The sequence below is a fragment of the Oceanobacillus limi genome (assembly GCF_900111445.1).
In the GTDB taxonomy this organism is placed as follows: domain Bacteria; phylum Bacillota; class Bacilli; order Bacillales; family Amphibacillaceae; genus Ornithinibacillus; species Ornithinibacillus limi.
In genome coordinates this window covers 342,509-357,752 of record NZ_FOHE01000002.1, presented here as the reverse complement: position 1 = coordinate 357,752, position 15,244 = coordinate 342,509, and the positions used below count along the sequence as shown (strand labels likewise).

The window sequence follows — 15,244 nt, the reverse complement described above, 5'->3', positions numbered from 1 at the left end:
AATTACTATGGAATTTCGCTATTTACCGATGACAGATCAGGATAAGAAAGATATGTTAACCACTATTGGTGTTGAATCAACCGATGAGCTCTTTTCTGATATTCCATCAAAGGTACGTTTTAATCGGGAGTTAAATCTGAAGAGGCCTGCAAATGAAGCACAGTTAAAAAAAGAATTAACAGATATGGCCAACAAAAATGCTAATTTGAAGAATAATAGTTCATTTTTAGGTGCAGGAGTGTATGATCATTTTATTCCTTCGGTAGTTGATCACGTTATCTCTAGATCGGAGTTTTATACGGCGTATACCCCTTATCAGCCTGAAATTTCCCAGGGTGAGTTGCAGGCGATTTTTGAATTCCAAACGATGATTTCAGAATTAACGGGGATGCCAATAGCAAACTCTTCCATGTACGACGGAGGTACGTCACTTGCAGAAGCGGTCAATTTAAGTGCTGCTCAAACGAAGAGAAAGAAGATACTTGTGTCAAAAACAGTACATCCAGAATCACGAGCTGTTATTAAATCTTATGCCAAGGGGCCGAATCTAGATATCGTAGAAATTGATCATAAAAACGGGGTCACTGATTTAGAACACCTTGAAAGTCAACTAGATGAAAATACGGCTAGTGTTGTTATTCAATATCCTAACTTCTTTGGCCAAGTTGAAAAGCTAGATAGAGTAAGAGATCTTATCAGCGCACAAAAGAAGACGATGTTTATCGTATCAAGTAACCCATTGGCGTTAGGTTATCTAACACCGCCTGGTGAATTCGACGCAGATATAGTAGTTGGAGATACTCAAGTTTTCGGTATTCCAGCCCAATTTGGTGGCCCACACTGTGGTTACTTTGCCACTACCAAAAAATTAATGCGTAAAGTACCTGGACGATTAGTCGGTCAAACAACTGATGAAGATGGTGTTCGTGGTTTTGTATTGACTTTACAAGCTCGAGAACAGCATATCCGTAGAGACAAGGCAACCTCAAATATTTGTTCCAACCAAGCGTTAAATGCACTTGCTAGCTCTGTAGCAATGAGTTCTATTGGTAAACATGGATTGAAAAAAATGGCAACATTAAATATGCAAAAGGCTCGTTATGCAAAGCAAAAGTTTCTTGATGCAGGATTTGAAGTCTTGTCCGATGCTCCGTTCTTTAATGAATTTGCTATTAAACTTACAAAGTCAGTAAAAGAGGTAAATGCTAGATTATTAGAAAAAGGTATTATCGGTGGATACGACTTATCTGACGCTTATCCTGAATTGAATCATCATATGTTGGTTGCTGTTACAGAAATCCGAACAAAAGAAGAAATTGATGCTTTTGTTAAAGAATTGGGGGATATTCATGGCTAATAAAGATTTTCCACTTATATTTGAACGTAGCAAAGAGGGAAGAACGAGTTATAGCTTACCTGAATTAGATGTCCCAGAGGTTAATTTGGATGATGAATTTGAAGCCTCTTACGTAAGGAAAACAGCTCCTAATTTACCTGAAGTGAGTGAATTAGAGGTTATGCGACACTATACCGGGCTTTCAAATCGGAATTTTGGGGTAGATTCAGGTTTTTACCCACTTGGCTCTTGTACAATGAAATATAATCCAAAAATTAATGAGGATGTCGCTCGTTTAGACGGTTTTAGTCACATTCATCCGTATCAGGATTCTAGTACCGTGCAAGGAGCTATGGAGATGTTGTATGATCTACAAACATCCTTAAGTGAAATTACAGGAATGCATGAAGTGTCATTGCAACCAGCTGCTGGTGCACAAGGTGAGTGGACTGGACTAATGATGATACGTGCATATCATGAAGCCAATGGTGATTTTAACCGTACGAAAGTAATTGTTCCTGATTCTGCACATGGAACAAACCCTGCATCAGCAACTGTAGCTGGCTTTGAAGCGGTTACCGTGAAATCAAATGAAAAGGGATTAGTTGACCTTGAAGATCTAAAACAAGTCGTTGGAGAGGATACAGCAGCCTTAATGTTAACAAATCCAAACACATTAGGATTATTCGAAACAGAAATTGTGGAGATGGCCGAGATCGTCCATGAGGCTGGTGGAAAACTCTATTATGATGGAGCAAATCTAAATGCAATTATGGGTTATGCCCGACCGGGTGATATGGGATTTGATGTGGTTCACCTAAATTTGCATAAAACATTCACTGGTCCGCATGGTGGTGGAGGCCCAGGCTCGGGACCTGTTGGAGTTTCCGAGGAATTAGAGGCATTTCTGCCAAAGCCAATATTGATGAAAAAGGATGATAAGCTTGTCTTTGAATATGATCGTCCGCAATCGATTGGTCGCGTGAAACCATATTATGGTAACTTTGGAATTAACCTACGTGCTTACACGTATATACGAACGATGGGAGCCGAGGGATTAAAGAAAGTTAGTGAATATGCTGTTTTAAATGCCAACTATATGATGCGTCAATTAGAAAAGGAATATGACTTACCATATCCCCAACATTGTAAGCATGAATTTGTCTTATCAGGTAGAAGACAGAAGAAGTTAGGTGTTCGGACGTTAGATATTGCAAAACGTCTATTGGATTATGGTTATCATCCACCAACAATCTATTTTCCATTAAACGTTGAAGAGGCGTTGATGGTTGAGCCAACAGAAACAGAGTCAAAAGAAACACTTGATGGTTTTATCGATATAATGCTTTCCATCTCGGAGGAAGCAAAAAACGATCCAGAGCTAGTTCAAGAGGCTCCACATAATACAATTGTAAAACGCATGGATGAAACAACAGCTGCAAGAAAACCGATCTTAAGATATGAAGATTAAAGGAAAAGCCTAAGGTGAAAACACCTTAGGCTTTTCCTTATATTGAGAGATAAGAAAGTATAAACCCTTTGCACTTGGCCATGCCAGGTGCAAAGGGTTTTCGGTGGGGTGAGTAATTGCAATCCTAGTCCGTATGTCTGTAACTAGGGCGTTTACACCTTTGTGTATTTATTTGGTCTTAATTTTACCTGACCATTTCTTGAAGCCACCTTTAAGTTGGCTGATGTCTTCATATCCTTTTTTATGCAATAACTGTGCAGCTCTTGCTGAACGAGATCCACCTTGACAATACAAGTATATTGGTTTGTCTTTACGCAATTCTATTAATCGTTGACGTAATTGCGTGACGGGAATGTTTCTTGCACCTAATATATGACCTCTTTCAAATTCTTGTGGCTCTCTAACATCAATCAATTGTGCTTTTCGATATCCTTCTCGAAATTGTTCTTCGGTTAATGTCTTTAAATACATACGCTGTCTAAAAAAGCGAAAAACACTAATAGCTATAAGGATTACTAGTGCAATAACTAAAAATTCCATGGATTATGTCCCCCGTTTTTCACATTAATACATATTCTATTATATGTTGATTCCATTATTTTTTCAAAGTTTTTTATTTGCTCCTTGTAAAAAGTAAGACTATACTTTTAAAGTATTCGATTTTTTTGTCGGATGCTTAGCGAAGAAATTAATAGAAATACCTCGTTTTTAATTTAAAAATAGCAAATTCCAAAAGATTCATTTTTCCTAACCTTTTGGATTTCTAGCTTATTTTTCCTTTCATTTTCTACATTATTTAAACGATTTCTATTCTTGACAAATCCTGTTTAACTTGTTCTAAATACAATATATAGTCATTTGTTTATAATTGAATACAATATATTGTGCAATTTTCATATAGGTGATATGGTATATCTATAAAACTATTATTTATCTAAAGAACGAAGGAGTGATTCGGTGTCGATGACTATTGGGCAAATGAATGCGATTAATGTCGAAATGCTGAATGAAGACATCAAGCTATTTCCACAAGTTCATCCGATTACAAAAGAGATGAACTTAACACATAAGGGTGTATCACGTCTTGTCATGTTAGACCGTTATGCTTTTAAAGATACAGAAAAGAAAACATTGAAAAAGGGCGATTTTGTTGTTCTTACCGTTAAGGCGGATCCTAAATTCCCTGCCCGTGGTTACGGATTTATTCAATCAATTGATTGGGAGAAACAAGAAGCAATTATTCAAGTTGATCGTGAGTTCTTGTCGGTATTAGATGGTGAAGAAGCTAATAGTGGCGAAGTAAGGCGTGGTTTGGATGTCATTGATAAACCACTTGAAGTGTATTACGAACAAATTGCAAAAAGAAATGCTACTGGGCTTGCTAGTGTGGAGAAAACAGTTGAGCAGAGAAAAGAGTGGGCTGAAAAATTCAACCATGAACTAGCTAGTTTGAATTTTATTCCAGCTGGTAGGGTACTGTATGGTGCAGGTGCAAATACAGATGTTACTTATTTTAATTGTTATGTAATGCCTTATATAAAGGACTCTCGTGAAGGTATATCAGACCACCGTAAACAAGTGATGGAAATTATGTCAAGAGGTGGTGGGGTTGGAACGAATGGTTCTACATTACGTCCACGAAATACATTAGCAAAAGGTGTTAATGGGAAATCCTCTGGCTCGGTATCTTGGTTAGATGATATTGCAAAATTAACGCATTTAGTAGAACAGGGTGGATCACGAAGAGGCGCACAAATGATCATGCTCGTTGATTCTCATCCGGATATCATTGAATTCATTATTTCTAAAATGCAAAATCCGAGAATATTACGATACCTTATTGAAAATACTGCTGATGATCAAATCAAACGTATTGCTCAGGAAAAATTGAAATTTACTCCATTGACTGAAACCGAAACAGATTTATATCAAGGTATTCTTAATTACAAAAACATACCTGGACAAGGTGGATTCACAAATTCTGCTATAAAAGAGGCGGAAGATAAGTTGCGAACAGGTGGTACGTATTCGGTTCAAAATCCTGAATTTTTAACAGGTGCCAATATTTCTGTCTGTATTACCAAAGAATTTATGGAAGCTGTTGAGAAGGATGAAATGTATGAATTACGCTTTCCAGATGTAGAAAGCTATTCGACTGAGGAAATGAAAGCATACAATGAAGAGTGGCACAATATTGGAGATGTCCGTAAATGGGAAGAAATGGGATACGCTGTCCGTGTATACCGAAAAATTAAAGCGAAAGAGCTTTGGAATCTCATCAATATTTGTGCAACTTATTCAGCAGAGCCTGGGATCTTCTTTATCGATAATGCGAACGATATGACAAATGCAAAAGCCTATGGTGATCAAGTTGTTGCTACAAATCCTTGTGGAGAGCAACCTCTGGCACCGTATTCTGTTTGTAATTTAGCTGCTGTCAACTTAGCAGAAATGGCAGATAAGGATACAAAAAGGGTTAACTTTGACAAGTTAAAAGAAACGGTCCGAATTGGTGTGAGATTACAAGATAATGTAATTGATGCTACACCTTATTTTCTTGAAGAAAATAAAAAGCAAGCTCTAGGTGAGCGTAGAATCGGACTAGGTGTAATGGGACTTCACGATCTTTTGATTTACTGTGAAACGGAATACGGGTCTGATGAAGGAAATAATCTAGTTGATGCTATTTTCGAAACGATTGCAACAACTGCATATCGAGAATCGATCGAGCTAGCAAAAGAAAAAGGTAGTTTTCCATTTCTTGTTGGAAATACAGTGGAAGAAACGAAGGAATTGCGCGAAGCATTTATCAACACTGGATATATGAAGAAGATGCCAGAGGATATAAGAGAGAATATCGTAAAATATGGTATTCGCAATTCTCATCTTCTAACGGTTGCGCCTACCGGAAGTACCGGTACTATGGTTGGAGTATCAACCGGTCTAGAACCATACTTCTCTTTCTCTTATTTCAGGAGTGGTCGACTTGGTAAATTTATAGAAGTAAAAGCTGATATTGTCCAAGAGTACTTAGATCGATATCCAGAAGCAGATCCGGAAAACTTACCGAAATGGTTCGTTACAGCAATGGATCTGGCACCTGAAGCACATGCGGATACGCAATGTGTCATTCAAAAATGGGTGGATAGTTCGATCTCTAAAACGGTAAACGCACCAAAAGGATATACTGTAAATCAAGTAGAACAAGTATACCAAAGGCTATATAATGGTGGAGCCAAAGGTGGAACGGTTTACGTAGATGGCAGTCGTGATTCACAAGTATTAACCCTTAAAGCAGAGGAAAATACAATAGGTGAACAAACAGAATTATTTGGTGATGAGAATGATAAACCGAAAGTAGTCTTAATGGAAACGATACAGGAGCTAGATAAAACAAACGTAACAATTGGATCTGAAGTCGGAGATACCTGTCCTGTATGTCGAGAAGGAAGTGTAAAAGACATTGGTGGATGTAACACATGTACAAGCTGTGGTGCACAACTTAAATGTGGATTATAATCTTAAAGTTAGAAGAGTGGAGAAATCCGCTCTTCTTTTTTTAGGAAATAACTTGTTTCTTACTAGTATTTAAGTTATGCTCGAAAGAAAGAAACAGTTTTGCCCTAGATAAAAAATTATTCTGAAATGGGGAGATTCGATGCCAACACCTAGTATGGAAGACTACATAGAACAAATTTATAACTTAATTCAAGCCAAAGGATATGCCCGTGTATCGGATATTGCGGAGGCATTAATGGTGCACCCATCTTCCGTGACTAAAATGGTCCAAAAGTTAGATAAAGACGATTATCTAAACTATGAAAAATATAGAGGATTCGTATTAACGGATAAAGGAAATAAGATCGGCAAACGACTTGTCTTTCGTCATGAGCTGTTAGAAGATTTCCTGGAGATTATTGGAGTTGATAAAGAAAATATTTACAATGACGTAGAAGGTATAGAACATCATTTAAGCTGGAACTCGATTGATCGTATTGGAGATCTAGTTAATTATTTCAAAGCAGATGAATCACGGATAACAACATTAAAACAAATCCAGGAGGAAACAGAATAGTTTTCTTAATTTATTTTTTCAGTTCTATTTCTCTTTCTGTTAGCTTAAAGATAGAATAAAATGTCAATCGAAGAATTGTGATAATTTGGATTGGCAATAACAGCTAATAAGGGGATAATTTATGAAAATTGATGCTGTTTTTTCTGGTGGTGGTGTAAAGGCATTTGCTTTTATTGGTGCTTTAGAAAGTATGGAGGAAAAAAATCTCGAATTGGAAAGGGTAGCAGGTACTTCAGCAGGTGCTATACTAGCAGCCCTTTTGGCTGCTGGTTACCACTATAAAGAAATAAATGCCATGCTAGAGGAGTTAGACCTTAAGACGTTTTTTGATCCACCTACCTTCACCAAACTAATTCCTGGTAGTAAATGGTTATTATTATATTTTCAAAATGGAATTTACAAAGGGGATAAGTTTGAAAAATGGTTACAGCAACAACTTGCTAAAAAGGGGATATACACCTTTCGTGATATAAAAGAATCGTATTTAAAGGTGGTAGTAAGTGATCTAACACTAGGTAAGCTAGTTGTTATTCCAGATGATTTAGAACGGATTTATGGAATCGACCCAAACCATTTCCCGGTTTCAATGGCCGTCCGAATGAGTGCAGGTTTCCCGTACTTTTTTATGCCTAAAAAACTATCCGGAAAAACAAAGGATAAAAGTGTTATTGTAGATGGAGGATTGTTGAGTAATTTTCCCTTATGGGTATTTGACCAGGAGCATCATAGGCGAAAACGACCGGTTTTGGGGGTTAAATTGAGTGATTCTACAGAAGTGGTTCGACCACGTCGTATTAAAAATGCTCTTGAAATGTTACATGCTTTGTTTTCGACAATGAAACAAGCACACGATGCAAGATATGTTTCAACATCAAAGCGTGTTAATATTATCTTTATTCCAGTGAAAAATGTTGACACTACGGATTTTACAATTAGCCAAGATGTCAAACAAAGATTGGTTGAAGAAGGAAAAGTAAACGCTAAACAATTCTTAAACTATTGGTCACCCTAAGAAAAGCGAGCTCTCTTAATTAGAAGCTCGCTTTTTTCGTTTGTTTTTTTGACCATCTATGACACGAAGGTGGCTTGGACGTTTTTTGCCTTTATTCTTTATTGGTGTTTGTTGTGTACGGTGATGAGATGTTGATTTAGCCTGCATGGAAGGTTGTTTGTACTTTTCCTTTGATTGCTTTACTGCTTGTTTATACTTTTTCATATCACTGGATGGGGGTGTCCGCTTTCTGAGAAATAAGAAGTAGACAACTGCAAATATTGCACCACCAATTGCTACCATTACAAAAATATTCAACAAGAAATCAATTGTATTTGTAAACAATTGAGAAATTAATCCTATTAGGGCTAATCCTATAATTACATAGATTATCGTTGGTAACTTATTTCGAGTCATGATTTTTCTCCTTTCAGAAGCCGTTTTTCATTATGTATCTGAGAAAACAAGTAAGTCTGCAATTTGCATTTCGTGAAATCTATTAAGAATAGTCTTGCCTTTTTTATCCAAAATATTCATTTCTATTGTTTATATTTTACTAAAAAATTACGAATATAACTAGCAAAAAAGTTTTAAATGACGCACACAGATGAAGGCTAGGGGGAAGAAGGTTTTGGGTTAATGAAAAATGTATCTTCAATCAATGGGGTCGTACTGCTAATTATATGCGAGATAAAGTTTTTATTTGTAAAAATAATTCGGAGTTTTCTGTACTTACGTAGTGTAGTATGGAATTTGTTGCAAATAATGTATTTATATGACAAAAACAGCAACCTAATTTCCGTTGCTGATAATCACTTCTCTAGGATATTGCTTCAGCCAAGATCATAAAGGAATGAGGTTCTTCTTCGTAATTGATGAGGATCTTCATACCGCTATTTGTGACCTAATGTTGGTTAGGTGAATCTTGTCTTTTCCTACTGACAGATTAAGTTCCACCATCTGTCGAATACTAGAATTTTCCCGTAATGTTACATAATACATCTACCTTAAATTAACCAACCATGATAAATGAACATCCATCATCTTTTTAGTAACGTAAAACATCTAAATTAATGGCCAAGTTTATGCAACATATGATTTGTTTCATCATGATTGGTCATACTAATGGTTGGAGGTTGATATAATGAGTGAGAACAAAAAACTAGAACAAAATAAACCAGAGCAATCAAGTACATTATTTGGAAGAGCACTAATTACAGGTTTTGTCGGTGGGTTACTATGGAGCTTTTTTGGTGTGATTAATTACTATTTTAATTTCTCCGAGGTTGCGCCTAGGTCCTTTTTGCTTCGCTCCTGGCTGCGTGCAGGATGGACGGATACCTGGTTAGGAGACCTTGTCTCTGTAATATTAGTTGGTATCCTTTCTATAGGAGTAGCGTTGATTTATTATATGATTTTTAGAAAAATCAATTCCATTTGGATAGGAGTTGGTTTTGGGTTGGTGTTGTGGGGGCTTGTATATTACTTGTTTCAACCGATATTCCCGAATATACCTAACCTTACTAACTTAGAATCAAATACAATTGTTTCGAGTATTTGTCTTTTTATTCTATACGGAATTTTTGTTGGATTTTCTATTTCATACGATTATCATGACACTGTCATGAAAGATACTGTACAATCAGACGATCAGTCGGATAAACAATTGTCGACATAAAAAGATGAATGAAGTCGAAATGGTTATTCAAATGTATTCGTTTATGATAAACTAATTACGTCCAACTAAAAATCATAAAGGAATGAATTGTACTTGAAGCGGCTCTTAATGTTAAACGGACCTAATCTTAATTTGTTAGGAAAACGTGAAAATGAAGTCTATGGCGAGTTTACACTACAGGATATTGAAAACGAAATTACAAAGCTGGTTGAGGATTATGGGTATCGCCTTGATAGTAAACAGTCCAATCATGAAGGGGAATTAGTAGATATTCTACAGGCGGCTGATGGCGAATATGATGGCGTTATTTTTAACCCTGCTGCATATACACATACAAGTGTAGCGCTTCATGATGTTATTAAGGCGATCTCCTTACCTGTTATAGAAGTACATATCTCCAATATCCATAGTCGTGAAGAATTTCGTCACAAATCACTTCTAGCTTCGGTTTGTTACGGTCAAATTATAGGATTCGGCAAGCAAGGTTATCGTCTTGCAGCACTTGCTCTTTTGCCTGAACAAAAATAGTAACCGGTACAATTCGAACGGATGCACTACCAAACAAGGGAGAGGGATGAAATAATGGAGAAACTTAAAAAATTAAGAAATGCATTACAGGAAAAAGAACTAGATGCTTTATTAATTACAAGTCCAATTAATAGAAGGTATGTGACTGGTTTCACAGGTACGGCAGGGGTTGCTATTATTACGCCAAACGAAGCTTTGTTTGTAACTGATTTCAGGTACACAGAACAAGCTTCTGAGCAAGCGAAGAATTTTACTATTGTAGAGCATAAACAACTGATTGAACTTGAGATCGCTGATCAATTAAAACGGCTAAATATAAAGCGGGTTGGATTTGAACAAACGCAAATGACTTATGCCACATATCAAAATTATTCAAAAGTATTAGAGGCAGAACTGGTACCAACTAGCGATATTGTTGAAAAGATTCGTTTAATTAAATCAGATGAAGAGTTAACCATTATGCAAAAAGCAGCAGAAATTGCTGACAAGGCCTTTGAACATATTCAAAGCTATATTAAACCCGGTGTTAAGGAAATTGACGTGTCGAATGAACTCGAATTCTTTATGCGCAGAGAAGGGGCTACTTCTTCTAGCTTTGATATCATTGTTGCATCTGGTTTGCGTTCAGCAATGCCACACGGTGTAGCTTCCAATAAAGAAATTCAATCAGGTGAGTTAGTTACCTTAGATTATGGTGCATTATACCAAGGCTACTGTTCAGACATTACCCGGACCTTTGCAGTTGGGGAAATAAATGATGAATTAAAGAAAATCTACAATACGGTCTTGGAAGCGCAACTACTCGGAGTTGAAGGCATTAAGCCTGGTATGACAGGTAAAGAAGCTGATGCGCTAACAAGAGATTATATAAAAGAAAAAGGCTTCGGAGACTATTTTGGACACTCTACCGGACATGGTCTAGGGATGGAAGTACATGAGGGACCAGGTCTTTCCTACCGTAATGAAGGAAAGTTAGAAGCTGGAATGGTGGTTACAGTTGAACCTGGTATATACGTTCCTAACGTCGGTGGATGTAGAATAGAAGATGATATTGTTTTAACGGAAACTGGCAATGAGCGATTAACGAAATCATCTAAGGATCTTATTCAATTATAACGATTAGACAAGTTAGTGTTTTTAAGGAGGAAAAATAAATGATATCAGTAAATGATTTTAAAACAGGATTAACAATTGAAGTGGATAATGATGTATGGCAGGTTATTGAGTTCCAACATGTTAAACCTGGAAAAGGAGCAGCGTTTGTTCGCTCTAAATTACGCAATTTGAGAAACGGAAATATTGCTGAAAAAACTTTCCGTGGTGGGGAAAAAGTAAGCAAAGCACACGTAGAAAATAAGAAAATGCAATACTTATATGCTTCAGGTAATTCCCATGCTTTCATGGATACAAATACGTATGAACAAATAGAATTACAGTCAAATCAAATTGAACGAGAGCTGCAATATATTAAAGAAAATATGGAAGTCTCCATCATTACGTATGAAGGCGAAATTCTTGGAGTAGAATTGCCAAATAATGTTGAATTAGAAGTTGTTGAAACAGAACCAGGTATTAAAGGTGATACAGCTAGTGGTGGCTCTAAGCCTGCTACACTTGAAACGGGATTAACCATCCAAGTTCCTTTCTTTATTAATAAGGGAGACGTACTCGTAGTTAGCACAGCAGATGGAAAATATGTATCACGTGCTTAATTTAATAGAAAGTTGAAAAAACAGTCCAAACGGGCTGTTTTTTTTAGTAGAAAGGAAAAATATATTTCTTTTGAAAATGAGCTCTTGTTCGATGTATCCGATTGTCATAAATTCGATTCATAGACATACATTTTACTATAAAGCCTTAATTAATAAAGTGGGGACATGCTATGAGAGAGATATTACGTTTATTTCCAGAAGAAATACAGCAAGCCGTACAGGTAAAACTATTAAATCGTTGGGATAAGCTACAGGAAATTCGATTACGCTTGAATCAACCAATAGAATTAATATTTGATGATGGCATCGAATGGTTACTAACATCTAAGCCAACCAGAAAAGATGGCATGTACTTAATTAACCAATTAAGTGAGTTCTCATTATATCGTTTAGAGGATGAACTTCGTGAAGGGTATATTACAATTGAAGGTGGGCATCGAGTTGGTTTGTCGGGTAAGGTGAACACTTTAAACGGGTCTGTTAAAGCGATTCAGCACATTTCCTTCATGAATATTCGAATTGCAAAAGAAAAAATAGGTGTAGCCAAATCGATCATACCGTACCTATATGATAACGGATACTTGAATACATTATTTGTCGGTGCTCCTCAAACGGGTAAAACAACACTAATACGAGATGTGACACGTATCATGTCAACTGGCTGGGGGGAAGTCGCTGCCCAAAAAGTTGGAGTAATAGATGAACGTTCAGAAATTGCAGCATCAATTAAAGGTATCCCGCAACACAATTTAGGTCTACGAACTGATGTGATGGATGCTTGTCCAAAAGCGGAGGGCATGATGATGATGATTCGCTCGATGTCGCCTGAAATTCTAGTTGTAGATGAAATAGGAAATGAAAAAGATGTTGATGCGTTATTAGAGGCTATAAATGCGGGAGTAGTCGTTGTCTGTACGATTCATGGACAGACCTTGGACGAGTTAAAAAAGCGTCCTTCTTTACAACCTTTATTGCACCAAAGTGTATTCCAGCGGGTAATTTTATTAGAATCTAACCGTCCAGGAACAATTCACAGAATATATAACGAAAAGGAAGAGAATATAATACGACAACCTGGGGTGCTAACCAGATGAAGTGGATAGGAGCTCTTCTTTTTATAGGTACGACAACCTGGCTTGGTTTTGAGTGGAGTCAAAATTTAACAAAACGCCCAAAACAGATTAGACAAATGAAAAATGCACTTCAAATATTAGAGGCGGAAATCTTATATAGTCAATTACCATTGCAAGAAGCTTTCGAGACGATTGCTAAACAAATTCCAGAACCGAGTAAGACACTTTTTAAATCCATGTCTGTATCAATGGAACAAAGGAATATCGAGTTCGTTACAACATGGGAAAAAGCGGTAGAGGAATTAATAAATATCTCTTCTTTAGGGAGTAATGAGCAAGAAATCTTAAATCAGTTTGGTCGAACGTTAGGACAACATGATTTTACACAACAGCAAAAACACATCCAACTTACGATTAGTCATCTAGAAAGAGAGCTACAGGATGCTATAGATGATCAAAACAGGTACAGTAAAATGGCGAAAAGTCTTGGATTTTTATGTGGTCTATTTATCGTATTATTGCTTATTTAAAAAGGAAGGGGCATTTTTATGCAAATGGATGCATCCATTTTATTTCAAATTGCAGGGATAGGAATTATTGTGGCATTAATTCACACCATACTGAAACAAATGGGGAAGGAAGAAATAGCCCAATTTGCCACTTTAGTCGGGTTCATTATTGTATTAGTTATCGTCATTAATGGTCTCTCTGATTTATTTCAACAGATAAGATCCGTATTTCTCCTCCAAGGGTAGTTCAATATGGATATTATTCAAATTGTTACCCTTGGAATTATTGCGAGCATCCTATATATCGTACTTAAGGATCTGCATGGCCCCTTTGCTTTTGTCATTATACTAGTTACAGGTTTAATCATCCTATTAGTTGTTATGAAACAACTCGGATCGATCATACAGCTTATAGAATCTCTTGGAGAAAAGGCTGCAATCGATGGGATGTATATTAATACGATTCTAAAAATCATTGGCATCGCCTATCTTACAGAATTAGGTGCAAACATAACCAAGGACGCTGGTTTAGGCGCAGTTGCAGCAAAGATAGAATTAGCTGGGAAAATCTTCATTTTATTGTTAGCGATCCCGATTATCACAGCAGTAATCGAATCCATATTGAATTTTTTACCATCAACATAGTGACTACTTGAAAGCTTGTAAAGAAGAAGGGAGTAAAGGGTGTGAATGAAACGATTTAGTAGAATAAGCCTTTTGGTTATCCTATTTTTCTTTATTGTACAAGCTGATGTATCTGCAGATGAACTAGAAGATGGGGAGCCGATAGAAGATCAAATATTAGAGGAAGTATCCTTTGAGGGTATGCAAAACCATTGGAATACTCTAGTAAATGATTATGGTGGTTACTTACCAGAGTTACAGAAGACAAATGTCTATGAATTTATCAAAAATAAGGATTCGTTTTCCATCAAAAATACGATAAAAGGAGCCCTAGAATATCTTTTTCATGAAATTCTTCTAAATGGGAAGTTACTTGGCACTTTATTACTATTAACCCTTTTTTCGGTTTTCTTACAGACAATGCACGGAGCATTTGATCAAGGAGCTGTCAGTAAAATTGCCTATTTTGTAGTTTATATTGTATTGATTTTTATTGCGCTAAATAGTTTCTATTTAGTTGTTTCTTATACAACCGAAACAATAGAAGCCATGAGTGGGTTTATGATCGCGCTCATCCCTTTGGTGTTAGGATTGATGGCAACCTTTGGAAATGTTATTTCCGTGGCCTTTTTTAAACCAATCATTATATTTTTAATTAATTTAAGTGGTGTAATCGTCTCAAAATTTATACTTCCTTTATTACTTCTTTCTGCAATGCTTCTAATTGTTAGTAGTTTAAATGAGAATTATAAAGTTACCCAGTTAGCAGATTTATTTAAAAAAGTTAGTTTGGGAGTGCTTGGAGCCTTTCTTTCTATATTTTTAGGGGTTATGTCTGTTCAGGGAGCTGCGAGTGCAATTCAAGATGGTGTTGCGATGAAAACGACGAAATTTATTACAGGCAATTTCATTCCTGTTGTAGGAAGGACAATTACAGATGCAGCAGATACCGTTTTAAGTGCTTCGTTACTACTAAAAAATGCTGTTGGTATTGTTGGTGTTGCGATTGTTATTTTCATATCTTTATTTCCTGCAATAAAGATATTTGTCATTGCTCTAATTTACAAAATAGCAGCTGCAGCAATGCAACCAATTGGTGACGGACCATTAATTACATGCTTGGACACAATTAGCAAATACATTATTTATATGCTGGCTTGTCTATTGGTTGTTTCCTTAATGTTTTTTTTAGCTATCGCGATAATAGTAATCTCAAGTAATATAACGCTGCTTCTTCGATAGGATGA

The 15,244-nt window shown here is 36.4% G+C and carries 16 protein-coding genes; 14 read left to right on the top strand and 2 right to left on the bottom strand.

Going from position 1 to position 15,244, the window contains the following annotated elements; genetic code table 11:
• Positions 1-7 precede the first annotated feature (7 nt).
• Positions 8-1,357: an aminomethyl-transferring glycine dehydrogenase subunit GcvPA gene (gene gcvPA / locus BMX40_RS04145; RefSeq protein WP_090867132.1), complete on the top strand. Its 1,350-nt coding sequence runs from the start codon at positions 8-10 to the stop codon at positions 1,355-1,357.
• Positions 1,350-2,807, top strand: coding sequence for an aminomethyl-transferring glycine dehydrogenase subunit GcvPB (gcvPB, locus tag BMX40_RS04140; protein ID WP_090867130.1), 1,458 nt, complete (start codon positions 1,350-1,352; stop codon positions 2,805-2,807). The genes gcvPA and gcvPB overlap by 8 nt, the downstream gene beginning before the upstream one ends.
• A gap of 168 nt (positions 2,808-2,975) precedes the next feature.
• On the opposite strand, the gene BMX40_RS04135 is transcribed toward gcvPB, so the two are convergent.
• Positions 2,976-3,347: a rhodanese-like domain-containing protein gene (locus tag BMX40_RS04135; RefSeq protein ID WP_090867128.1), complete on the bottom strand. Its 372-nt coding sequence runs from the start codon at positions 3,345-3,347 to the stop codon at positions 2,976-2,978.
• Between the two features lie 423 nt (positions 3,348-3,770).
• On the opposite strand from BMX40_RS04135, the gene BMX40_RS04130 reads away from it, so the two are divergent.
• The 3 genes from BMX40_RS04130 (at position 3,771) to BMX40_RS04120 (ending at position 7,894) form a co-directional block, all read left to right on the top strand.
• Entirely contained in the window at positions 3,771-6,326 is a 2,556-nt protein-coding gene (locus tag BMX40_RS04130; RefSeq protein WP_170840658.1) for a vitamin B12-dependent ribonucleotide reductase, read from the top strand.
• A gap of 139 nt (positions 6,327-6,465) precedes the next feature.
• On the top strand, positions 6,466-6,882 hold the full coding sequence (mntR, locus tag BMX40_RS04125) for a transcriptional regulator MntR (protein ID WP_090867124.1): 417 nt from the start codon (positions 6,466-6,468) through the stop codon (positions 6,880-6,882).
• 121 nt (positions 6,883-7,003) lie between these two features.
• Positions 7,004-7,894, top strand: a complete 891-nt coding sequence (locus tag BMX40_RS04120) for a patatin-like phospholipase family protein (protein WP_090867122.1) — start codon at positions 7,004-7,006, stop codon at positions 7,892-7,894.
• A gap of 15 nt (positions 7,895-7,909) precedes the next feature.
• Here BMX40_RS04120 and BMX40_RS04115 read toward each other — a convergent pair whose 3' ends face one another.
• Positions 7,910-8,290 carry an SA1362 family protein gene (locus BMX40_RS04115; RefSeq protein ID WP_090867120.1) on the bottom strand — a complete coding sequence of 127 codons (381 nt, stop codon included), beginning with the start codon at positions 8,288-8,290 and terminating at the stop codon, positions 7,910-7,912.
• Positions 8,291-9,017: 727 nt separating this feature from the next.
• Between BMX40_RS04115 and BMX40_RS04110 the strand changes: the two genes are divergently transcribed.
• From BMX40_RS04110 to spoIIIAE, 9 genes are all read left to right on the top strand, one after another.
• The gene (locus tag BMX40_RS04110; RefSeq protein WP_090867118.1) at positions 9,018-9,551 is read left to right on the top strand and encodes a YqhR family membrane protein; all 534 of its coding nucleotides are present in this window, start codon (positions 9,018-9,020) and stop codon (positions 9,549-9,551) included.
• Between the two features lie 108 nt (positions 9,552-9,659).
• The gene (aroQ, locus tag BMX40_RS04105; protein WP_090867116.1) at positions 9,660-10,079 is read left to right on the top strand and encodes a type II 3-dehydroquinate dehydratase; all 420 of its coding nucleotides are present in this window, start codon (positions 9,660-9,662) and stop codon (positions 10,077-10,079) included.
• Positions 10,080-10,133: 54 nt separating this feature from the next.
• Positions 10,134-11,195 (top strand): M24 family metallopeptidase, encoded by a 1,062-nt coding sequence (locus tag BMX40_RS04100; protein ID WP_090867114.1) that lies wholly within the window; start codon positions 10,134-10,136, stop codon positions 11,193-11,195.
• A gap of 38 nt (positions 11,196-11,233) precedes the next feature.
• Complete coding sequence (gene efp, locus BMX40_RS04095) at positions 11,234-11,791, top strand: elongation factor P (RefSeq protein WP_090867112.1); 558 nt, start codon at positions 11,234-11,236, stop codon at positions 11,789-11,791.
• Between the two features lie 170 nt (positions 11,792-11,961).
• The gene (spoIIIAA, locus tag BMX40_RS04090) at positions 11,962-12,885 is read left to right on the top strand and encodes a stage III sporulation protein AA (RefSeq protein ID WP_090867110.1); all 924 of its coding nucleotides are present in this window, start codon (positions 11,962-11,964) and stop codon (positions 12,883-12,885) included.
• Entirely contained in the window at positions 12,882-13,394 is a 513-nt protein-coding gene (gene spoIIIAB / locus BMX40_RS04085; protein ID WP_090867108.1) for a stage III sporulation protein SpoIIIAB, read from the top strand. Before spoIIIAA ends, spoIIIAB begins: the two co-directional genes overlap by 4 nt.
• 18 nt (positions 13,395-13,412) lie before the next feature.
• Positions 13,413-13,619, top strand: coding sequence for a stage III sporulation protein AC (spoIIIAC, locus tag BMX40_RS04080; RefSeq protein ID WP_090867103.1), 207 nt, complete (start codon positions 13,413-13,415; stop codon positions 13,617-13,619).
• 6 nt (positions 13,620-13,625) lie between these two features.
• Entirely contained in the window at positions 13,626-14,018 is a 393-nt protein-coding gene (spoIIIAD, locus tag BMX40_RS04075; protein WP_090867102.1) for a stage III sporulation protein AD, read from the top strand.
• A gap of 45 nt (positions 14,019-14,063) precedes the next feature.
• Positions 14,064-15,239, top strand: coding sequence for a stage III sporulation protein AE (spoIIIAE, locus tag BMX40_RS04070; RefSeq protein WP_090867100.1), 1,176 nt, complete (start codon positions 14,064-14,066; stop codon positions 15,237-15,239).
• Positions 15,240-15,244: the final 5 nt, after the last annotated feature.

Bases quoted from the DNA above. Each gene is read 5' to 3' on its own strand.
- gcvPA (WP_090867132.1), top strand. From the start codon at position 8: ATGGAATTTCGCTATTTACCGATGACAGATCAGGATAAGAAAGATATG.
- spoIIIAD (WP_090867102.1), top strand. From the start codon at position 13,626: ATGGATATTATTCAAATTGTTACCCTTGGAATTATTGCGAGCATCCTA.
- spoIIIAB (WP_090867108.1), top strand. From the start codon at position 12,882: ATGAAGTGGATAGGAGCTCTTCTTTTTATAGGTACGACAACCTGGCTT.
- BMX40_RS04135 (WP_090867128.1), bottom strand. From the start codon at position 3,347: ATGGAATTTTTAGTTATTGCACTAGTAATCCTTATAGCTATTAGTGTT.
- mntR (WP_090867124.1), top strand. From the start codon at position 6,466: ATGCCAACACCTAGTATGGAAGACTACATAGAACAAATTTATAACTTA.
- spoIIIAC (WP_090867103.1), top strand. From the start codon at position 13,413: ATGCAAATGGATGCATCCATTTTATTTCAAATTGCAGGGATAGGAATT.
- BMX40_RS04100 (WP_090867114.1), top strand. From the start codon at position 10,134: ATGGAGAAACTTAAAAAATTAAGAAATGCATTACAGGAAAAAGAACTA.
- aroQ (WP_090867116.1), top strand. From the start codon at position 9,660: ATGTTAAACGGACCTAATCTTAATTTGTTAGGAAAACGTGAAAATGAA.
- BMX40_RS04120 (WP_090867122.1), top strand. From the start codon at position 7,004: ATGAAAATTGATGCTGTTTTTTCTGGTGGTGGTGTAAAGGCATTTGCT.
- spoIIIAA (WP_090867110.1), top strand. From the start codon at position 11,962: ATGAGAGAGATATTACGTTTATTTCCAGAAGAAATACAGCAAGCCGTA.
- gcvPB (WP_090867130.1), top strand. From the start codon at position 1,350: ATGGCTAATAAAGATTTTCCACTTATATTTGAACGTAGCAAAGAGGGA.
- BMX40_RS04130 (WP_170840658.1), top strand. From the start codon at position 3,771: ATGACTATTGGGCAAATGAATGCGATTAATGTCGAAATGCTGAATGAA.
- spoIIIAE (WP_090867100.1), top strand. From the start codon at position 14,064: ATGAAACGATTTAGTAGAATAAGCCTTTTGGTTATCCTATTTTTCTTT.
- BMX40_RS04110 (WP_090867118.1), top strand. From the start codon at position 9,018: ATGAGTGAGAACAAAAAACTAGAACAAAATAAACCAGAGCAATCAAGT.
- efp (WP_090867112.1), top strand. From the start codon at position 11,234: ATGATATCAGTAAATGATTTTAAAACAGGATTAACAATTGAAGTGGAT.
- BMX40_RS04115 (WP_090867120.1), bottom strand. From the start codon at position 8,290: ATGACTCGAAATAAGTTACCAACGATAATCTATGTAATTATAGGATTA.